Raw genomic sequence first — 21156 nt, forward strand, 5'->3', positions numbered from 1 at the left:
TAATCGGAGTGCGACAATTTGGCTGCCGGTTTGGCGCGGTGAAATTGAATTGAAGCTCAAGAGGAAGCATTCGATGGCTCGCAAAAAAATTGCACTTATTGGTTCTGGCATGATCGGCGGCACGCTGGCGCATCTGGCCAGCCTGAAGGAACTGGGCGATATCGTCCTCTTCGATATTGCCGACGGCATCCCGCAGGGCAAGGGTCTGGATATTGCCCAGTCCGGCCCGGTTGAAGGCTTCAATGCAAAGCTCACCGGCGCTTCCGATTACGCCGCCATCGAAGGTGCTGACGTCTGCATCGTCACTGCTGGCGTTGCCCGCAAGCCGGGCATGAGCCGCGACGATCTTCTCGGCATCAACCTCAAGGTCATGGAGCAGGTCGGCGCCGGCATCAAGAAGTACGCGCCGAACGCATTCGTCATCTGCATCACCAACCCGCTCGACGCCATGGTCTGGGCGCTGCAGAAGTTTTCCGGCCTGCCGAAGAACAAGGTCGTCGGCATGGCCGGCGTTCTCGACAGCGCGCGTTTCCGCCTCTTCCTCGCCGAAGAATTCAACGTTTCGGTCGAAGACGTCACCGCTTTCGTTCTCGGCGGTCATGGCGACACCATGGTGCCGCTCGCCCGTTACTCCACCGTTGCCGGCGTTCCGCTGACCGATCTCGTCAAGATGGGCTGGCTGACCGCCGAGCGCCTCGAGCAGATCATCCAGCGCACCCGTGACGGCGGTGCGGAAATCGTCGGCCTCTTGAAGACCGGTTCGGCCTATTACGCGCCGGCCGCTTCGGCAATCGAAATGGCTGAATCCTACCTCAAGGACAAGAAGCGCGTTCTGCCCGCCGCTGCCCACCTCTCGGGCCAGTATGGCGTTGACGACATGTATGTCGGCGTACCGACCATCATCGGTGCAGGCGGTATCGAGCGCATCATCGAGATCGAACTCAACAAGGAAGAAGAAGCCGCCTTCCAGAAGTCCGTCGGCGCTGTCGCTGGTCTCTGCGAAGCCTGCATCAACATCGCTCCGTCGCTGAAGTAATAGCCTAGCGGCTCCAAACAGGGATTATTCCATGAATATTCACGAATATCAGGCCAAGGCTCTTCTGAAGGGCTACGGCGCGCCGGTTGCTGAAGGCGTCGCCATTCTCAAGGTCGAAGAAGCCGAAGCTGCTGCCAAGCAGCTTCCCGGCCCGCTCTACGTCGTCAAGAGCCAGATCCATGCTGGCGGCCGCGGCAAGGGCAAGTTCAAGGAACTCGGCCCCGACGCCAAGGGCGGCGTTCGTCTGGCGAAGTCCATCGACGAAGTCGTTTCCCACGCCAAGGACATGCTCGGTAACACGCTGGTCACGGCGCAGACGGGCGATGCCGGCAAGCAGGTTAACCGCCTCTACATCGAAGACGGCGCTGATATTGCCCGCGAACTCTACTGCTCGCTGTTGGTTGACCGTTCGGTCGGCCAGGTTGCTTTCGTGGTCTCTACCGAAGGCGGCATGGACATCGAAGCTGTCGCTCACGACACGCCTGAGAAGATCCACACGATCGCCATCAACCCGGAAAAGGGTGTGAGCGACGCTGACGTTGCCGCGATCTCCAAGGCGCTTGAGCTTGACGGCGTTGCAGCCGAAGACGCCAAGTCGCTCTTCCCGATCCTCTACAAGGCCTTCAGCGAGAAGGACATGGCTCTCCTCGAGATCAACCCGCTGATCGTCATGGAAAATGGCCATCTGCGCGTTCTCGACGCCAAGGTTTCCTTCGACGGCAACGCCATGTTCCGCCATGACGACGTCAAGGCGCTGCGCGACGAGACCGAAGAAGACGCCAAGGAAATCGAAGCCTCCAAGTGGGACCTCGCTTATGTGGCCCTCGACGGCAACATCGGCTGCATGGTCAACGGCGCCGGTCTCGCCATGGCGACGATGGACATCATCAAGCTTTACGGCAAAGAGCCGGCTAACTTCTGCGACGTCGGCGGCGGCGCCGGCAAGGAGAAGGTTGCGGCAGCCTTCAAGATCATCACGGCTGACCCGAAGGTCGAGGGCATCCTCGTCAACATCTTCGGCGGCATCATGAAGTGCGACGTCATCGCCGAGGGCGTAATCGCCGCGGTGAAGGAAGTCGGTTTGCAGGTTCCGCTCGTCGTTCGCCTTGAAGGCACCAACGTCGAACTTGGCAAGAAGCTTCTCAACGAATCTGGCCTTGCGATTACGGCTGCTGACGATCTGGACGACGCAGCCAAGAAGATCGTCGCGGCGATCAACGGCTAATTGAGGGACCGGAAATAATGTCTATTCTTGTTAATAAAGACACGAAGATCCTCGTTCAGGGTCTGACCGGCAAGACCGGCACCTTCCACACCGAACAGGCGCTTGCCTATTACGGTACGCAGATGGTTGGTGGTATTCACCCGAAGAAGGGTGGCGAAACCTGGACCGGTTCCAAGGGTGAGAGCTTGCCGATCTTCGCAACGGTTGCCGAAGCCAGGGAAAAGACCGGTGCAGACGCATCCGTGATCTACGTTCCGCCGGCAGGTGCAGCAGATGCCATCATCGAAGCCATCGATGCGGAAATTCCGTTCATCACCTGCATCACCGAAGGTATCCCGGTCATGGACATGGTTCGCGTCAAGGCTCGCCTCGACCGCTCCAAGTCGCGCCTGCTCGGCCCGAACTGCCCGGGTATCCTGACGCCGGAAGAATGCAAGATCGGCATCATGCCGGGCTCCATCTTCCGCAAGGGTTCCGTCGGTATCGTTTCGCGTTCGGGTACACTCACCTATGAGGCCGTGTTCCAGACCTCCAACGAAGGCCTCGGCCAGACCACTGCTGTCGGTATCGGCGGCGACCCGGTCAAGGGCACCGAGTTCATCGACGTCCTGGAAATGTTCCTCGCTGACGACGCTACGCAGTCGATCATCATGATCGGCGAAATCGGCGGCTCGGCTGAGGAAGATGCGGCACAGTTCCTGATCGACGAAGCCAAGAAGGGCCGCAAGAAGCCGATGGCCGGCTTCATCGCAGGCCGTACGGCTCCGAAGGGTCGCACCATGGGCCACGCCGGCGCTGTCGTTTCCGGCGGCAAGGGTGACGCAGAGTCCAAGATTGCGGCAATGGAAGCAGCCGGTATCAAGGTATCGCCCTCTCCGGCGCGCCTCGGCAAGACGCTGGTTGAAGTCCTCAAGGGCTGAGACCACATGACATCGGTAACGGGCGGCGTGGCTTCAATGCCACGCTGCCCGATGCCGCAAGGAACGACAGACAGAACGGCATACCGCCCCGGCGGCAGACAGCAATAATCAAAGCGGCAGGCCGGCGAACGGCCCTAACGGCATCGAGGAGGCGGACGGATAAGTCCGCAAGAACACAATGGCAAGGCAAGAAGCGAACGAGCAGTTTCAGATCACGTCGTTTCTGGACGGCGCGAATGCAGCCTATATCGAGCAGCTCTATGCCCGGTACGAAGAGGACCCCTCTTCCGTGTCGCCGGAGTGGCAGAGCTTCTTCAAGGCGTTGTCCGATAATCCGGAAGACGTGAAGAAGGCGGCCAAGGGCGCCTCCTGGAAGCGCGCCAACTGGCCGATCCCGGCGAATGGCGAACTGGTATCCGCACTCGACGGCAACTGGGCCACGGTCGAAAAGGCCATCGAGAAGAAGGTTCAGGCGAAAGCCGAGGCCAAGAGCGCCGACACCGGCAAGCCGGTCAGCCAGGCGGAAGTTCTGCAGGCGACCCGTGACAGCGTTCGCGCCATCATGATGATCCGCGCCTACCGCATGCGCGGCCACCTGCATGCCAAGCTCGATCCGCTCGGCATCGCGGTCGCGGTTGAGGATTACAACGAGCTGTCACCGAAGTCCTACGGCTTCGAGGAAAGCGATTACGACCGCAAGATTTTCATCGATAACGTGCTCGGCCTCGAATATGCGACCGTGCGCGAGATGATCGATATTCTGGAGCGTACCTACTGCTCCACCATCGGCGTCGAATTCATGCACATGTCCAGCCCGGAAGAAAAAGGCTGGATTCAGGAGCGCATCGAAGGTCCGGACAAGGGCGTCGCCTTCACGGCGGAAGGCAAGAAGGCCATTCTGTCCAAGCTGGTCGAAGCCGAAGGCTACGAGCAGTTCCTCGACGTGCGTTTCAAGGGCACCAAGCGTTTCGGCCTCGATGGCGGTGAATCACTGATCCCGGCGCTGGAGCAGATCATCAAGCGCGGCGGCCAGGAAGGTCTGGAAGAAGTCGTTCTCGGCATGGCCCACCGCGGTCGCCTGAACGTTCTGACCAACGTGATGGGCAAACCGCACCGCGCCGTGTTCCACGAGTTCAAGGGCGGTTCGTTCAAGCCTGACGATGTCGAGGGTTCGGGCGACGTGAAGTACCACCTCGGTGCCTCCTCCGACCGCGAATTCGACGGCAACAAGGTTCACCTGTCGCTGACGGCCAACCCGTCGCACCTTGAAATCGTCAACCCTGTCGTCATGGGCAAGGCCCGCGCCAAGCAGGACCAGCTGGCCAAGCAGTGGGACGGCGATATCATTCCGCTTTCCGAGCGCGCCAAGGTTCTGCCGCTGCTTCTGCATGGCGATGCCGCTTTTGCCGGTCAGGGCGTGGTTGCTGAAATTCTCGGTCTTTCCGGTCTGCGCGGTCACCGCGTTGCCGGCACCATGCACTTCATCATCAACAACCAGATCGGCTTCACGACGAACCCGGCCTTCTCGCGTTCGTCGCCCTATCCGTCCGACGTTGCCAAGATGATCGAAGCGCCGATCTTCCACGTCAACGGTGACGATCCGGAAGCTGTGACCTATGCGGCGAAGGTTGCCACTGAATACCGTATGAAGTTCCACAAGCCCGTCGTCGTGGACATGTTCTGCTACCGCCGCTTCGGCCACAACGAAGGCGATGAGCCGGCGTTCACGCAGCCGAAGATGTACAAGGTCATCCGCGGCCACAAGACCGTGGCTCGCATCTATGCTGACCGTTTGATCGCCGAAGGCCTGATCAACGAAGGCGAATTCGAGAAGATGAAGGCCGATTGGCGCGCTCATCTCGAGCAGGAATTCGAGGCGGGCCAGTCCTACAAGCCGAACAAGGCCGACTGGCTGGATGGCCAGTGGTCGGGTCTGCGCGCTGCCGACAATGCCGATGAGCAGCGTCGCGGCAAGACCGGCGTACCGATGAAGCAGCTGAAGGAGATCGGCAAGAAGCTGTCGACTATCCCGGAAGGCTTCAGCGCTCACCGCACGATCCAGCGCTTCATGGAAAATCGCTCGCAGATGGTCGAGACGGGTGAAGGCATCGACTGGGCAATGGCGGAAGCGCTTGCGTTCGGTTCGCTCGTCGTTGACGGCCACAAGATCCGCCTTTCTGGTCAGGATTGCGAACGCGGCACCTTCTCGCAGCGTCACTCGGTTCTCTATGATCAGGAAACCGAAGAACGCTACATCCCGCTGGCAAACCTTGCGCCGACGCAGGCTCGTTACGAAGTCATCAACTCGATGCTTTCGGAAGAGGCCGTTCTCGGTTTCGAATACGGTTACTCGCTCGCCCGTCCGAATGCGCTGACGCTCTGGGAAGCCCAGTTCGGCGACTTCGCGAACGGTGCTCAGGTCGTGTTCGACCAGTTCATCTCGTCGGGTGAACGCAAGTGGCTGCGCATGTCCGGTCTCGTCTGCCTTCTGCCACATGGCTACGAAGGTCAGGGTCCGGAACACTCGTCCGCCCGTCTGGAGCGCTGGCTGCAGATGTGCGCCGAAGACAACATGCAGGTTGCCAACTGCACGACCCCGGCCAACTACTTCCACATCCTGCGCCGCCAGATGAAGCGCGACTTCCGCAAGCCGCTGATCCTGATGACGCCGAAGTCGCTGCTGCGTCACAAGCGCGCCACCTCTTCGCTGGCCGAGCTTGCAGGCGAGTCCTCCTTCCACCGTCTCCTGTGGGACGATGCCGAGGTCATCAAGGACGGCCCGATCAAGCTGCAGAAGGATTCGAAGATCCGCCGCGTCGTCATGTGCACGGGCAAGGTCTATTACGATCTGCTCGAAGAGCGTGAAAAGCGCGGTATCGACGATATCTACCTGCTGCGTATCGAACAGCTTTACCCGTTCCCGGCCAAGGCGCTCATCAACGAGCTGTCGCGCTTCCGCAATGCGGAAATGGTCTGGTGCCAGGAAGAGCCGAAGAACATGGGTGCGTGGTCGTTCATCGATCCTTACCTGGAATGGGTTCTGGCGCATATCGACGCCAAGTACCAGAAGGTCCGTTACACGGGCCGTCCGGCTGCCGCCTCTCCGGCGACCGGCCTGATGTCCAAGCACCTGGCGCAGCTTGCTGCGTTCCTGGAAGACGCGCTGGGAGAGTGAAAACTCTCCCGCACCGCCCCGCAAAAAAGACACCTGAATAACGGAACTAGATCATGGCCACTGAAATCCGCGTACCAACCCTCGGCGAATCCGTCAGCGAAGCGACCGTCGGCACCTGGTTCAAGAAGGTCGGCGACACCGTCAAGGCCGACGAACCTCTCGTTGAACTGGAAACCGACAAGGTTACCGTCGAAGTCCCGGCGCCTGCGTCCGGCGTTCTAACCGAAATCGTTGCGCAGAACGGCGAAACCGTCGGTCTCGACGCGCTTCTCGGCCAGATCGCCGAAGGTGCTGCCGGCGCTGCGACCTCCGCACCTGCCGCAGAACCGGCAAAGTCTGCTGCGGCTGCCGCACCGGCACCTGCCGCCGTTGCCGCACCGGCGACCGGCTCCATGCCGCCTGCACCTGCCGCCGGCAAGCTGCTTGCTGAAAACAACCTGTCCGCCGATCAGGTCGACGGTTCGGGCAAGCGCGGTCAGGTTCTGAAGGGTGATGTTCTTGCCGCTGTCGCCAAGGGCGTTTCGGCACCGGCTGCCGCTCCCGCTCCGGCTGCTGCACCCCGTCCGGTTTCCGCCGAGCAGGATGCCGTTCGCGAAGAGCGCGTGAAGATGACCCGCCTGCGCCAGACGATCGCCCGTCGCCTGAAGGACGCACAGAACACCGCCGCCATGCTCACCACCTATAACGAGGTGGACATGAGCGCGGTCATGGATCTGCGCAACCGCTACAAGGACGTGTTCGAGAAGAAGCATGGCGTCAAGCTCGGCTTCATGGGCTTCTTCACCAAGGCCGTGACTCACGCGCTCAAGGAACTGCCTGCCGTCAACGCTGAAATCGACGGCACGGACATCATCTACAAGAACTATTGTCACGTCGGCATGGCTGTCGGCACCGACAAGGGCCTCGTCGTTCCGGTCATCCGTGATGCCGACCAGCTCTCCATCGCGGGTGTCGAAAAGGAACTCGGCCGCCTCGCCAAGGCGGCGCGTGACGGTTCGCTCGGCATGGCCGACATGCAGGGCGGCACCTTCACCATCACCAATGGCGGTGTCTACGGTTCGCTGATGTCCTCGCCGATCCTCAATGCACCGCAGTCGGGCATTCTCGGCATGCACAAGATCCAGGAGCGTCCGGTCGCCATCGGCGGTCAGGTCGTCATCCGTCCGATGATGTATCTTGCGCTCTCCTACGATCACCGTATCGTTGACGGCAAGGAAGCCGTGACCTTCCTCGTTCGCGTCAAGGAAAGCCTCGAGGATCCGGAACGTCTGGTTCTCGATCTTTAATCGGTCTTGCTTTTCGTTTCAGCGGGGTTTCAAGTGAGGCCCCGCTGAAAGACCACCCGGGAGAGCAGACGTGCAGCCGACATTTCTTGCCGCTTCGCCTTTTTTACCGCTTATCGGTCTAAGCGTTCTTCTTCTCGTCGTGCATGTCCTGTTACAGGGGATAATGGCGACCAGAGAGTTGGGTCGTGAATGGAATGCCGGTCCCAGGGACGGTGAGCAGAAGCCACAGGGCAAGCTCTCCGGTCGCGCTTCGCGCGCATCGGCGAATTTCCGGGAGACCTATCCGGCTTTTGTGGCACTCGCCTTCGGCGTTATCATGGCGGGTGACCCATCCGGGCTAGCGCTTATTGGTGCCTGGCTCTGGCTGATCTGCCGTGTTGTCTATATCCCGCTTTATCTTACGGGCGTTCCTTATATCCGCTCGTTCGTCTGGCTGGGCTCAATGCTTGGTCTGGCACTCATGTTTATCGTGCTGATGTTTTGAAGGCGGCTCGTGATGCATCAATATCTCATCGAACTTGCATCCCTGATGGCGATCTTCTCCTTTGCGATCGTCTCGCCCGGCGCCGATCTCGCTATGGTCATGCGCCAGGCAATGGTGCATGGTCGCAAGCAGGCCATCATCACCAGCTTCGGGGTTGGGACGTCTCTGATGTTCCACGTCACCTATACGATCCTCGGACTTGGCCTCATCATTTCTCAGTCGATCTATATCTTCAACATCGTCAAATGGCTGGGCGTCGCCTATCTGATCTATATCGGCATCAAGGCGCTGCGCGCCGGCAAGACCGAATTGCCCGGCGCTGAAGCTGAAGGCGTTCAGGCGAAAAGCAGCCAGACCGCGCTTAAGGCCTTTACGCTCGGTTTTGCCGCCAATGCACTCAATCCCAAGCCGGTGTTTTTCTTCCTGTCGATCTTTTCGACGGTGGTTCACGCTCACACGCCGGTCGCCATCAAGTTCGGATACGGTCTCGTCATGGCGAGCTGCCTTATCCTGTGGTTCGTCGGTGTCAGCCTGTTCATGACGACGCCGCGCATGCGCGCCGCATTTCAGCGCGCCAGCCAATGGATCGACCGCACCAGCGGTGTGGTCTTCATCGCTCTCGGTATAAAACTCGCAACGGAAAAAGCGGCCTGAGTTTCAGGTCAAACGGAAGCTGGGCATTGATCCGATATCTTGCCCCTATAAAGCAGGAACCAGAATATGGCATATGATGTAGTTGTAATCGGCACCGGCCCCGGCGGTTATGTTTGCGCGGTCAAGGCGGCACAGCTCGGCCTGAAGGTCGCTGTCATCGAAAAGCGCGCGACCTATGGCGGCACCTGCCTCAATGTCGGCTGCATTCCCTCCAAGGCGCTGCTGCATGCGTCCGAAACCTTCGCGCATGTGGCGCACGGCGTCGATTCGCTCGGTATCGAAGTTCCTGCGCCCAAGCTTAATCTTGAAAAGATGATGGCGCACAAGGACGGCGTGGTGAAGGCGAACGTCGATGGCGTGTCCTTCCTGTTCAAGAAGAACAAGATCGATGCCTTCCAGGGCACCGGCAAGGTGGTTTCCGCCGGCAAGGTTTCCGTCACCAACGACAAGGGTGAGACGCAGGAGATCGAAGCGAAGAACATCGTGATCGCCACGGGTTCGGATGTTGCCGGCATTCCGGGCGTTCAGGTCGATATCGATGAAAGCGTCATCGTCTCCTCCACCGGTGCGATCGCTCTTTCCAAGGTTCCGGAAAAGCTCATCGTTGTCGGCGGCGGCGTCATCGGCCTCGAGCTCGGTTCGGTCTGGTCGCGTCTCGGCGCCAAGGTTACCGTCGTCGAATATCTCGACAATATTCTCGGCGGCATGGATGGTGAAGTTTCCAAGCAGGCCCAGCGTCTGCTGGCCAAACAGGGTCTCGATTTCAAGCTCGGCGCCAAGGTGACGGCTGTTGAAAAGACCGCCGCCGGTGCAAAGGTCGTGTTCGAGCCGGTCAAGGGCGGCGCTGCCGAAACGCTGGAAGCAAACGTCGTGCTGATCTCCACCGGCCGCAAGCCCTATACCGAAGGTCTTGGCCTCGCGGAAGCCGGCGTTGTGCTGGACAGCCGCGGCCGCGTTGAAATCGACGGTCACTACAAGACCAATGTCGACGGCATCTATGCGATAGGCGACGTGGTGAAGGGCCCGATGCTCGCGCACAAGGCGGAAGATGAGGGCGTTGCTCTCGCGGAAATCCTCGCCGGTCAGCGCGGCCACGTGAACTACGACGTCATTCCGGCCGTGGTCTATACGCAGCCGGAAGTGGCTTCCGTCGGCAAGACCGAGGAAGAACTGAAGGCCGCTGGCGTCGCCTACAAGGTTGGCAAGTTCCCCTTCACCGCCAATGGCCGCGCGCGCGCCATGCAGGTGACGGATGGTTTCGTGAAGATCCTCGCCGACAAGGAAACCGACCGGGTTCTCGGCGGCCACATCGTCGGCTTCGGCGCTGGCGAAATGATCCACGAAATCACCGTACTGATGGAATTCGGCGGTTCTTCGGAAGATCTGGGCCGTACCTGCCATGCGCACCCGACCATGTCGGAAGCCGTGAAGGAAGCGGCGCTGGCGACCTTCTTCAAGCCGATCCACATGTGATCGGTGTTGGAGCCCGCTGCTCCAACATTAAATTTCAGTCATCTGCCAAACCCCGGCTTGCCATGCAGGCCGGGGTTTTCCATACTCGCGCCACAGCCTGTCTAACCTTTTGATAAAAGGCAATAAAATGGCGTTTCCAAGTCAAGTTTCCTTCACCGTTCCGCAGCGCATCATCCATTGGGCGATGGCGCTTCTGATCTTCTTCAACCTGTTGTTTCCCGATGGCATGGAACATGCCTACCGGCTGATGCGGCGGGGCGAAACACTGACGCCGGAACAGGTATCTTCGGCCAATATTCACGCCTATGTCGGCTTCACCATTCTGTTGCTTGCGGTGCTGCGCCTCTGTCTACGCTTCTTCCAGGGCGTGCCGCCGCATCCGGCCGAAGAACCGCGACCGTTTCAGATTGCGGCGAAGCTGGCGCATTTCACCTTTTATGCCCTATTCCTCGTCCTGCCCCTGTCCGGTATTGCCGCTTATTACTTCGGTGCTCAGCCGGCCGGGCAGTTGCATTCCGGACCATTCAAGGCGCTGATGTGGGTGTTGATCGCCGGTCACGTCGTCGCCGTTCTGGTTCACCAGTTCTACTGGCGCACCAATGTCCTGAAGCGCATGACGCACGGCTAAGCGGCGGTTTGTCGCGTTTCCGGTTCCTCGGAAAAAGAGGAAGGTGACCCCTGCCGCATGGCGCGGCCGGGGTTCAGGAATGCAGGATATCGAAGACATATTACCGGGCGCAGACTGGCGGGATCGCTATCAGGGAGAGATGGTGACGCCGGAGCCGTCCTCACTCGATGTGAGCAGGCTCCTTCTCGATCATCCTCCTGCATGGATCCGCAGCCTTATGGCACTTCGAAACCGCGTGGTGGCGCTTTTCGGTTTAAGAACGGTCGAAATGGTGGCTGGGACGTCGGCGGGTGGTTTTCCAGTCCTGTCCTCCACGCCACAGCGGACTGTGCTCGGCTTCGACGACCGCCATCTTGATTTCCGGATCGTCTTCGATCTCGAAGAGAAGGAAAACAGCCAGCTGGTGAGTGTCACCACCATCGTCAGGCGCAAGAACCTGTTTGGGCGGCTTTATCTTCTTGTCGTCGGACCGTTTCACCGCCGCATCGTGCCGGCGACGATGCGGCCGTTCTGCGCCAATGTCCGGCCTGTCAGCATCGGGAGTGAGCCGGTCAATCGACCCGCGTGAGGGTGAAGCCTTCCGCGCGCAGCAATTCGACAAGGCCTTCCTCGCCCGGCAAATGCAGTGCACCGACGGCCATGAAGACATTGCCCTTGGCAAGCTCGGGGGCCGCACGTTCCGCCATGACGTGGTTGCGGTCGGTGATGATACGCTGCTCGAAGGCGGCGTAGCCCTGTTCGCTTTCCGCTGCGGCCTTCTTGGGGTCCAGGCTCTTCAGCATGGGCATGGTCATGCCGATATCGCCGGCGACATAGAGATCGGTCATGGTTGTCATGATGTCATCCATGCGGTCGCCCAGTTCGAGCGTTTCGATCAGCGCCTGAAGATGAAATTCCATCGGCAGCTCCGACATGGCCGTCAGCTGTTCCACCATTGTCTCCAGCCCGACAAGGTGTTTTCCATCTGCAATGGCATCTTCGGCCAGCTTCTTGTCCAGAAAGGAGAGGCCTGTTGCCTTGCGGGCGAACTCACAGGCGGGAAGGGCGACGAAGCTCGAAAGCATCCACGGTTTCATGCGTGATACGGCGTTCAGCGGAATACCGCGCTCCTTGAGGCCCTTTTCCAGACGCGCGACATTTTCCGGCGACAGGATGTCGGTGATCGATTTGCCATCCAGAAACATGGTGAGTTCGGGCTTGCTCAGCAGCGACGCCGCGACCTTCTTGTCATCGACGATTTCGTCCGATTCAACGATCACCGTCGCGGCTTTTTCGAAGGCGGGGCTGGCGGCGGCAGGCATTTCCAGAACACGCGGATCGGTGACATGCATGGTGCCGAGAAGATAGGACGTGGGCGTTCCCGCCTTTTCGATGCGCCAGAAATTGCCCTTGCCGTTCGGGATCGCGGCCGCTTCCTGCTCGATCTTTGCGAAGGCTTGCGGATCGGTCTTGCGCATCTCCACGAGAATGTCACTGCCGGTGCAGGTGATCTGCTGTTGCGCGGCTTCCGCTTGCCCCAGCGAAAGCAAGGTCATGAGCAGGATTGCGACGGCGGTGACATGCAGGGCGGCAAGCAGCCACAGCAGGGCGTCGCCGGTCTTGCCCATCAGGGTGGCGGTGAGATTTTGCGGTTTTATCAGGCTGTGCATCGGTCCAATCCGGTTGTCGTTCGCTTATAGAACGGCGGCTTGGATGTCTGGTTAATTATTATGGTTAACCATTTCCTGCTTCATGCGCGCGGATGGGCGTTGTCGTAGATTTCCAGCAGTCTCGTAGTGTCGACCCCGGTATAAACCTGCGTAGTGGATAGGCTCGCATGGCCGAGCAGTTCCTGAATCGTGCGCAGGTCGCCGCCGCCGGCGAGAAGGTGCGTGGCGAAGGAGTGGCGCAGCGCATGCGGCGTGGCGTTTTCCGGCAGGCCGAAAGCGCCGCGCAGTTTCTGCATTTCCCTCTGGACGATGGCGGGCTGCAGCTTTCCGCCGCGTGCGCCGAGGAACATGGGCTCATCCGCCGACAGGGCATAGGGGCAAAGCTTCCTGTAGGTATCGACGGCTTCCGTCACCACCGCCAGCAGGGGCACAATCCGCGTCTTGTTGCCTTTGCCGGTAATGCGCAGGCTGCGGGCGCCGGGCGGGAAATCGGCCGGGGTAAGACCGAGCGCCTCGGAAATGCGAAGGCCGCAGCCATAAAGCAGTGAAAGAACCGCGGCATTGCGGGCGGCGATCCATGGTTCGTCGTTCAATTGCGCTTCACTCGTGGTGATTTTCAGCGCCTGCCGGTCGGTCAGCGGTTTCGGTAGCGATTTCGGCTGTTTGGGCGCGCGCATGGCGGTGGCGCCTGCGGCGTTCACCAGACCTTTTTTCTGCAGGTGATGGAGCAGGGAGCGCAGGCCTGCCAGATGCCTGCCCAGCGAACGTGCGCCGGCGCCTTCCTTGCGCCGGTTTGCCAGAAAGGCGCGAAGATCGACCGGACGCAGATCGGCAATATCGGTGATGGAGGCCGGTTTGCCGATATATCCTGTCAGGAATGTCAGAAATTGCCGGGTATCGCGCTCATAGGCCTCGACGGTATTGTCCGAAAGCCGGCGTTCGCCCGCGAGGGCGGAGAGCCAGGACTGGCGCTCATCGAGAAGATCGGCTTGGGCAAATGTCAGGATTTCGGTCACGCGGCGCTCCATTCCATGCTTCGAAACTATGCGCTTATGGTCAGCATTTGGTTAAGAGGTAGACTTTGCAAGGCGCGCCCACTACATCCGGGCGGTTTCCTTTTTCCTGTCGCCGGGGCATGGTCGCCACATCATGGCAAAAGATTCGTCCGATCTGTTTGGGGCTCTGTTCGACCCGCCGTCGCCCACGCGCACGGTGCCCGTTCTCGTGCCCATGCCGGCGCCCGGGCCCTACAGCTATTCGGTGCCCGAGGATATGGTGGTGGAGACCGGTTCCGTCGTGCAGGTACCGCTCGGCCCCCGACAAGTCTTCGGCGTGGTGTGGGACGATGCGGGCGAGAAGGGCGTCGATCCGAAGAAGCTGCGGCCCATCACCAAAAGTTTCGAGTGCCCGCCGCTGAAGGCGGAAATGCGCCGCTTTGTGGACTGGGTCGCCGCCTATACGCTTTCTCCGCCCGGCCTCGTGGCCCGCATGGCGCTCAGAGCCCCCGCGGCCTTCGATCCCGAACCGATGATCGAGGGGCTGCGGCTGACCGAAGGCCGGCCGGAGCGCCTGACCCCCGCCCGCGAGCGGGTTATGGAACTGGCGGCTGAAGGGCATGGCTGGACGAAGAGCGGGCTTGCCCATGCCGCCGGCGTTTCGACCAGCGTAATCGATGGTCTCGTCAAGCAGGGCGTGTTCGAGACGGTGTTTCTGCCGGCGCCGCCTGTCGTGGCCGAACCCGATCCTGATTATGTCGAGCCGCGTCTGGAAGGCCCGCAGAAACAGGCCGCTTCGGAAATACTCGAGGATGTGCGCAAGGGCGGCTTTCATGTTTCGCTGATCGACGGCGTCACAGGTTCTGGGAAAACCGAGGTCTATTTTGAGGCGGTGGCCGAGACGCTCCGGCAGGGCAAGCAGGTTCTCATCCTGCTGCCCGAAATTGCGCTGACGGCGGCCTTTCTTGAGCGTTTTCAGGACCGTTTCGGTGCGAAACCGGCGGAATGGCATTCGGACCTGTCACCGCGCATGCGCGAAAAAGTCTGGCGGCAGGCGGTGACGGGCGAAGTGAAGGTGGTGGCCGGCGCGCGCTCGGCACTTTTCCTGCCCTTCGACAATCTCGGTCTCATCATCGTCGATGAAGAGCACGACCCCGCCTATAAGCAGGAAGACCGCGTCTTCTATAATGCCCGCGACATGGCGGTGGTGAGGGCGCGGATCGCCGAATTTCCGGTCGTGCTGGTTTCGGCCACGCCTTCGGTGGAAAGCCAGGTTAATGGCAGCTCGGGGCGTTACAACACTATTCACCTGCATACGCGGTTCGGCGATGCGGCAATGCCTGACCTGCATCTTGTCGATATGCGGCGTCATCCGCCGGAGAGGGGAGGGTTTCTGTCACCCGTCCTGCTGCGCGGCATTGGCAAGACCATCGAAAAGGGTGAGCAGGCGCTGCTGTTCCTCAATCGTCGCGGTTATGCGCCGCTGACGCTCTGCCGGGTCTGCGGCCACCGTTTCCAATGCCCGCAATGTTCCAGCTGGCTGGTGGAGCACCGGTTCCGCAATCAATTGCAGTGCCACCAGTGCGGCCACAACGAGCCGACGCCCGATCATTGCCCGGAATGCGGCACCTTCGATCATCTGGTGGCCTGCGGGCCGGGTGTGGAGCGCATTGCCGAGGAGGTGGAGAAACATTTCCCGGAAGCCCGCACCATCGTGCTCTCTTCAGATCTCATGGGCGTCAAGCGCCTGCGGCTGGAGCTGGAGGCGATCGTCAAGGGCGAGGCTGATATCGTGATCGGCACGCAGCTCGTCGCCAAGGGACATAATTTTCCGCTGATGACACTTGTGGGCATCGTCGATGCCGATCTCGGCCTTGCCAATGGCGATCCGCGTGCTGCGGAGCGAACGTTTCAGCTGCTGTCGCAGGTGACGGGGCGCGCCGGGCGAACGGGGTTGAAGAGCCATGGCCTGTTGCAGACCTATCAGCCGCAGCATCCCGTCATGCAGGCCATCGTTTCGGGCGATGCATCGGCCTTCTACGAAAGGGAAATCGTGGAGCGGGAAAAAGCCGTTCTGCCGCCTTTCGGACGGCTTGCCTCGATCATCGTTTCGGCCGATACGCGCGGGGAAGCGGAAACCCATGCCCGTGGTTTAAGGGCCGCAGCCCCGCAAGTTGCCGGCATCATGCTGCTCGGCCCGGCGGAAGCGCCGCTCGCGCTCATCCGCGGTCGCCACCGTTTCCGCCTGCTGGTGCACGGGCGGCGCAATTCCGACATGCAGTCTTTTCTCCGCACGCTTCTGGCCAATGGCCCGAAAGAGCGCGGCAGCGTGCATGTGCAGCTCGATATCGACCCGCAAAGTTTCCTTTGAACTTTGCCGCCGGGGCGTTTTCCCGCTGTCATGACCGTGTCATAACGCAGCAGGCAGTCAAAATGATTTGGGGAACGAGATGGAGTTTTATTTTCCCGCCGAGTTCGGCGAGCAGCTGGCCTTCGGAGCGGCGGTGGTTTCGGCCGTGATGGGCCTTTTTTTCATGTTTGCGCCGGGTATTACGCTTCGTGCCTTCGGTCTCCAGCCGGCGGGTGAGCGCAGGGATGGTTATGCACTCGTGCGCTCGTCGCTTGCCGGGTTCTATCTCGGTCTCGGCGCCGCCGCCCTGCTTCTCGCGCAGCCCATGGTCTATCTCGCCTTTGGGGCGGCTTTCGGCCTCAGTGTCTTTGGCGGCATTCTCTCCATACTCTCCGATGGTGGCGCAACCATGCGGAATTTCTTACTTCTGGTTGTACACTTTCTGCTCGCTGCACTGTCGTTGAGCTACGTGTTCGGGCTGGTCTGAAGCGGGCTTTTTGCCTTTTGTGACGCACAGATGCCGCATCCTGGGCGAAATCGGAAAATTTAAACGCATTCCCCCTTGCCCAAACGGCGCTTTCCGCTATTACGCGTGTTGCGAGTCCCGGCGTCCTATGCTAGACGGACCGCGAAATTGGGAAAAGGCAGGGGGGAATTCCGGTCTTTTTCGGGGAAATTGAAACGATTTCAAGAATTTGATGCGGTGGAGCCCCATCGCTGATGGTCTTGGACGATTAGCAGGGAAAAAGTGCCCGTGGCAGACACCTCCCATGGAACATCCGGTGTAGCGGAAAGGTATGCGTCGTCGCTTTTCGAGCTTGCTTTGGAAGCGGGTGCGGTCGAAGCGGTTCAGGCCGATCTGGATAAGTTCGGCGCACTTCTCGACGAAAGCGACGATTTGAAGCGTCTGGTTGCGAGCCCGGTGTTTTCCGCCGAGGATCAGTTCAAGGCAATCACCGCGATCTGCGAAAAGGCCGGCATTGCCGGTCTCGCGCTCAATTTCCTCAAGGTCGTTGCGAATAACCGCCGTCTCTTTGCCGTTCCCGGTATGATCCGCGCCTACCGCACCATTGCCGCTGCCCACCGCGGCGAAATCACCGCCGAGGTTACCTCGGCACATGCGCTCGACGAGGCGCAGGAAACTGAACTGAAGGCGGCGCTGAAGAGCGTTACCGGCAAGGATGTGGCGGTTTCCGTTACCGTCGATCCGTCGATCCTCGGCGGCCTGATCGTCAAGGTCGGCTCTCGCCAGATCGATACGTCTCTTCGCACCAAACTTTCCACCCTTAAGCTTGCACTGAAAGAGGTTGGCTGATGGATATCCGCGCCGCGGAAATTTCCGCAATTCTGAAAGATCAAATCAAAAATTTCGGCAACGAGGCGGAAGTCTCGGAAGTCGGTCAGGTGCTTTCCGTCGGTGACGGTATCGCCCGCGTCTATGGCCTCGACAATGTTCAGGCCGGCGAAATGGTCGAGTTTCCCGGCGGCATTCGCGGCATGGCGCTCAACCTCGAAGCCGACAACGTCGGTGTGGTTATCTTCGGTTCGGACCGTGACATCAAGGAAGGCGACACCGTAAAGCGGACTGGCGCTATCGTTGACGTTCCTGTCGGTCCGGAACTGCTCGGCCGCGTCGTTGACGCGCTCGGCAACCCGATCGACGGCAAGGGCCCGATTAATGCCGCCAAGCGTTCGCGCGTTGACGTCAAGGCTCCCGGCATCATTCCGCGCAAGTCGGTTCATGAGCCGATGTCGACCGGCCTCAAGGCCATCGATGCGCTCATCCCGGTTGGCCGCGGCCAGCGCGAGCTCGTCATCGGCGACCGCCAGACCGGCAAGACCGCCATCATTCTCGACACGATCCTGAACCAGAAGGCCATTCACGACAATGGCCCGGATGGCGACAAGCTTTATTGCGTCTACGTCGCTATCGGTCAGAAGCGTTCGACCGTCGCCCAGTTCGTGAAGGTTCTGGAAGAGCGCGGTGCACTGCAGTACTCGATCATCGTTGCGGCCACCGCTTCCGATCCGGCTCCGATGCAGTACCTCGCTCCGTTCGCCGGCTGCGCCATGGGCGAGTACTTCCGTGACAACGGCAAGCACGCTCTCATCGGCTACGACGACCTTTCCAAGCAGGCCGTTGCCTATCGTCAGATGTCGCTTCTGCTGCGTCGTCCTCCGGGCCGCGAAGCTTATCCGGGTGACGTTTTCTACCTCCACTCCCGTCTTCTCGAGCGCGCTGCAAAGCTCTCCGACGAAATGGGCGCCGGTTCGCTGACGGCTCTGCCGGTCATCGAAACGCAGGGTAACGACGTTTCGGCCTTTATTCCGACCAACGTGATCTCGATCACCGACGGCCAGATCTTCCTTGAAACCGACCTGTTCTATCAGGGTATCCGCCCGGCCGTTAACGTCGGTCTGTCGGTTTCGCGCGTTGGCTCCGCCGCCCAGATCAAGGCGATGAAGCAGGTTGCCGGCTCGATCAAGGGTGAACTCGCCCAGTATCGCGAAATGGCCGCCTTCGCCCAGTTCGGTTCGGACCTCGACGCTTCCACGCAGCGCCTGCTCAACCGCGGCGCCCGCCTGACCGAGCTTCTGAAGCAGCCGCAGTTCTCTCCGCTCAAGACGGAAGAGCAGGTTGCGGTGATCTTTGCCGGTGTCAACGGCTACCTCGACAAGGTTCCGGTCGCACAGGTCGGCAAGTTCGAGCAGGGTCTGCTTTCCTACCTCCGCTCGGAAGGCAAGGCGATCCTCGACACCATCCGCACGGAAAAGGCTATCAGCGACGATACCAAGGGCAAGCTCAAGGGCGCTCTTGATAGCTTCGCCAAGTCTTTCTCGTAATCAGGGCTCTTTTACTCGGACGGATAACGGATGCCTTCACTAAAGGATCTGAAAAACCGCATTGCCTCCGTAAAGGCGACGCAGAAGATTACCAAGGCGATGAAAATGGTCGCCGCGGCGAAGCTTCGGCGCGCCCAGGAAGCTGCGGAGGCCGCCCGGCCTTATTCTCAGCGCATGAGCGCCGTACTCGCCAACATCGCCAAGGCGGTCGAGGCGGACGTTGCTCCGGCGCTGATGACCGGCACCGGCAAGGACGACGTGCACCTGCTCGTCGTCTGCACGGCTGAACGTGGCCTTTGCGGCGGTTTCAACTCGCAGATTTCCCGTTTTGCCCGCGATCACGCCCGCAAGCTGATTTCGGAAGGCAAGACGGTCAAGATCATCACGGTTGGCAAGAAGGGTTACGACAGCCTTCGCCGCGAATTTGCAGCCAACATCATCGAGCGCATCGAACTGCGCGACGTGAAGAAGGTCGGTTTTGAAAACGCCGACCAGATCGCCAAGAAGGTGATCTCGCTCTTCAACGCCGGTGAGTTCGATGTCTGCACGCTGATCTACTCGGAATTCAAGTCCGTCATCAGCCAGATCCCGACCGGTCTGCAGCTCATTCCGGCCGCAACGCCTGTTGTGGAAGAGGATGCCGCAACGCAGAACGCCGTCTACGAATATGAGCCGGATGCGGCTTCTATTCTGGAAGACCTTATTCCGCGCAACATTTCGGTTCAGGTTTTCCGGGCTCTGCTCGAAAACGTTGCCGGTGAAATGGGCGCCAAGATGAGCGCGATGGACAATGCAACGCGCAATGCCGGTGAGATGATCAACAAGCTGACGCTTTCCTACAACCGTCAGCGTCAGGCTCAGATCACCAAGGAACTCATTGAAATCATTTCGGGCGCGGAAGCGCTCTGAGGTAAGGAAAGAGGGTAAGGATAATGGCTAAGGCAGCTACCCCCAAGAAAACCGCAGCGGTGAACGGCGCGGGCAAGGTTACCCAGGTTATCGGCGCTGTTGTCGACGTGGCGTTCGAAGGCGAACTGCCTCCGATCCTGAACGCGCTCGAAACCGAGAACAATGGCAACCGCCTCGTTCTGGAAGTCGCGCAGCATCTCGGCGAAAACGTCGTTCGCACGATCGCCATGGACTCGACCGAAGGTCTGGTTCGCGGTCAGGGCGTCGTCAACACGGGTGCACCGATCTCCGTTCCGGTTGGTCCGGAAACGCTCGGCCGTATCATGAATGTCATCGGTGAGCCGGTTGACGAAGCCGGTCCGATCGTTACCGCTTCCAAGCGCGCCATCCACCAGGACGCGCCGGCCTATGTCGAGCAGTCGACGGAAGCACAGATCCTCGTCACCGGCATCAAGGTCGTCGACCTTCTGGCTCCTTACGCCAAGGGCGGCAAGATCGGCCTGTTCGGCGGCGCCGGCGTTGGCAAGACGGTTCTCATCATGGAACTGATCAACAACGTCGCCAAGGCGCACGGCGGTTACTCGGTATTCGCCGGTGTTGGTGAGCGTACCCGTGAAGGTAACGACCTCTATCACGAAATGATCGAGTCGAACGTCAACAAGCTCGGCGGCGGCGAAGGCTCCAAGGCAGCACTCGTTTACGGCCAGATGAACGAACCGCCGGGCGCCCGCGCTCGCGTCGCTCTGACCGGTCTGACGATCGCTGAAAACTTCCGTGACGAAGGCCAGGACGTTCTGTTCTTCGTGGACAATATCTTCCGCTTCACGCAGGCTGGTTCGGAAGTGTCGGCTCTGCTCGGCCGTATTCCTTCGGCCGTGGGCTACCAGCCGACGCTCGCAACCGACATGGGCCAGATGCAGGAACGCATCACCACCACGACCAAGGGTTCGATCACCTCGGTTCAGGCCATTTACGTTCCCGCCGACGACCTGACCGACCCGGCACCTGCCACCTCGTTCGCCCACCTTGACGCAACGACGGTTCTGTCGCGTTCGATCGCTGAAAAGGGTATCTACCCGGCTGTTGACCCGCTCGACTCCACCTCGCGTATGCTTGACCCGATGATCGTCGGCGAAGAGCACTATGAAGTGGCTCGTAAGGTTCAGTCGACCCTGCAGCGCTACAAGGCTCTGCAGGACATCATCGCCATCCTCGGCATGGACGAACTGTCGGAAGAAGACAAGCTGACGGTTGCCCGCGCCCGCAAGATCGAGCGTTTCCTGTCGCAGCCGTTCTTCGTTGCTGAAGTCTTCACCGGTTCGCCAGGCAAGCTGGTCGCTCTCGAAGACACGATCAAGGGCTTCAAGGGCCTGGTCAACGGCGAGTATGACAACCTGCCGGAAGCTGCTTTCTACATGGTCGGTTCGATGGAAGAAGCCATCGAAAAGGCAAAGAAGCTGGCTGCCGAGGCTGCCTGATCATGAATTGGCGGGCGCGTGGCTTTAGCTGCGCGCCCTGCCAACAATGG

At 60.2% G+C, this 21156-nt stretch carries 18 protein-coding genes; 16 read left to right on the forward strand and 2 right to left on the reverse strand.

Features of this window, described 5'->3' with window-relative positions; translation table 11 throughout:
• The first annotated feature begins 73 nt into the window (after window positions 1–73).
• From mdh to ACQZ40_RS04325, 10 genes are all read left to right on the forward strand, one after another.
• On the forward strand, window positions 74–1036 hold the full coding sequence (mdh, locus tag ACQZ40_RS04280; protein WP_065657038.1) for a malate dehydrogenase: 963 nt from the start codon (window positions 74–76) through the stop codon (window positions 1034–1036).
• A 31-nt stretch (window positions 1037–1067) separates the two neighbouring features.
• On the forward strand, window positions 1068–2261 hold the full coding sequence (gene sucC, locus ACQZ40_RS04285; RefSeq protein WP_125145313.1) for an ADP-forming succinate--CoA ligase subunit beta: 1194 nt from the start codon (window positions 1068–1070) through the stop codon (window positions 2259–2261).
• 17 nt (window positions 2262–2278) lie between these two features.
• Window positions 2279–3181 (forward strand): succinate--CoA ligase subunit alpha, encoded by a 903-nt coding sequence (gene sucD, locus ACQZ40_RS04290; RefSeq protein ID WP_448747456.1) that lies wholly within the window; start codon window positions 2279–2281, stop codon window positions 3179–3181.
• Window positions 3182–3359: 178 nt separating this feature from the next.
• Window positions 3360–6356 (forward strand): 2-oxoglutarate dehydrogenase E1 component, encoded by a 2997-nt coding sequence (locus ACQZ40_RS04295; protein ID WP_448747457.1) that lies wholly within the window; start codon window positions 3360–3362, stop codon window positions 6354–6356.
• 53 nt (window positions 6357–6409) lie between these two features.
• Window positions 6410–7642, forward strand: a complete 1233-nt coding sequence (gene odhB / locus ACQZ40_RS04300; RefSeq protein WP_448747458.1) for a 2-oxoglutarate dehydrogenase complex dihydrolipoyllysine-residue succinyltransferase — start codon at window positions 6410–6412, stop codon at window positions 7640–7642.
• A gap of 70 nt (window positions 7643–7712) precedes the next feature.
• Complete coding sequence (locus ACQZ40_RS04305; RefSeq protein ID WP_125145312.1) at window positions 7713–8126, forward strand: MAPEG family protein; 414 nt, start codon at window positions 7713–7715, stop codon at window positions 8124–8126.
• A gap of 12 nt (window positions 8127–8138) precedes the next feature.
• Complete coding sequence (locus ACQZ40_RS04310) at window positions 8139–8780, forward strand: LysE family translocator (protein WP_271045531.1); 642 nt, start codon at window positions 8139–8141, stop codon at window positions 8778–8780.
• 66 nt (window positions 8781–8846) lie between these two features.
• The gene (lpdA, locus tag ACQZ40_RS04315; protein ID WP_271045530.1) at window positions 8847–10253 is read left to right on the forward strand and encodes a dihydrolipoyl dehydrogenase; all 1407 of its coding nucleotides are present in this window, start codon (window positions 8847–8849) and stop codon (window positions 10251–10253) included.
• 127 nt (window positions 10254–10380) lie between these two features.
• Window positions 10381–10881, forward strand: a complete 501-nt coding sequence (locus ACQZ40_RS04320; RefSeq protein WP_065656961.1) for a cytochrome b — start codon at window positions 10381–10383, stop codon at window positions 10879–10881.
• Window positions 10882–10960: 79 nt separating this feature from the next.
• A complete protein-coding gene (locus ACQZ40_RS04325; RefSeq protein WP_448747459.1) occupies window positions 10961–11449 on the forward strand; it encodes a DUF2867 domain-containing protein in 489 nt (162 codons plus the stop codon).
• Here ACQZ40_RS04325 and ACQZ40_RS04330 read toward each other — a convergent pair.
• Both ACQZ40_RS04330 and ACQZ40_RS04335 read right to left on the reverse strand, forming a co-directional pair.
• A complete protein-coding gene (locus tag ACQZ40_RS04330; protein WP_125145308.1) occupies window positions 11433–12530 on the reverse strand; it encodes a TraB/GumN family protein in 1098 nt (365 codons plus the stop codon). The two genes, ACQZ40_RS04325 and ACQZ40_RS04330, sit on opposite strands and share 17 nt — an antisense overlap.
• A gap of 80 nt (window positions 12531–12610) precedes the next feature.
• Window positions 12611–13558, reverse strand: a complete 948-nt coding sequence (locus ACQZ40_RS04335; RefSeq protein WP_142844366.1) for a tyrosine recombinase XerC — start codon at window positions 13556–13558, stop codon at window positions 12611–12613.
• Window positions 13559–13679: 121 nt separating this feature from the next.
• Here ACQZ40_RS04335 and ACQZ40_RS04340 point away from each other — a divergent pair, with 121 nt between their 5' ends.
• From ACQZ40_RS04340 to atpD, 6 genes are all read left to right on the forward strand, one after another.
• Window positions 13680–15896: a primosomal protein N' gene (locus ACQZ40_RS04340; protein WP_142844365.1), complete on the forward strand. Its 2217-nt coding sequence runs from the start codon at window positions 13680–13682 to the stop codon at window positions 15894–15896.
• A gap of 79 nt (window positions 15897–15975) precedes the next feature.
• The gene (locus tag ACQZ40_RS04345) at window positions 15976–16362 is read left to right on the forward strand and encodes an AGROH133_08824 family phage infection protein (protein WP_003523527.1); all 387 of its coding nucleotides are present in this window, start codon (window positions 15976–15978) and stop codon (window positions 16360–16362) included.
• A 261-nt stretch (window positions 16363–16623) separates the two neighbouring features.
• On the forward strand, window positions 16624–17190 hold the full coding sequence (locus ACQZ40_RS04350; protein WP_170988551.1) for a F0F1 ATP synthase subunit delta: 567 nt from the start codon (window positions 16624–16626) through the stop codon (window positions 17188–17190).
• Window positions 17190–18719, forward strand: a complete 1530-nt coding sequence (gene atpA / locus ACQZ40_RS04355) for a F0F1 ATP synthase subunit alpha (RefSeq protein WP_004443771.1) — start codon at window positions 17190–17192, stop codon at window positions 18717–18719. Before ACQZ40_RS04350 ends, atpA begins: the two co-directional genes overlap by 1 nt.
• 30 nt (window positions 18720–18749) lie before the next feature.
• Window positions 18750–19628 carry a F0F1 ATP synthase subunit gamma gene (locus tag ACQZ40_RS04360; RefSeq protein ID WP_035263533.1) on the forward strand — a complete coding sequence of 293 codons (879 nt, stop codon included), beginning with the start codon at window positions 18750–18752 and terminating at the stop codon, window positions 19626–19628.
• Between the two features lie 23 nt (window positions 19629–19651).
• Window positions 19652–21106 (forward strand): F0F1 ATP synthase subunit beta, encoded by a 1455-nt coding sequence (gene atpD / locus ACQZ40_RS04365; protein ID WP_065656966.1) that lies wholly within the window; start codon window positions 19652–19654, stop codon window positions 21104–21106.
• Window positions 21107–21156: the final 50 nt, after the last annotated feature.

Source organism: Agrobacterium sp. 16-172Ci (assembly GCF_053522725.1).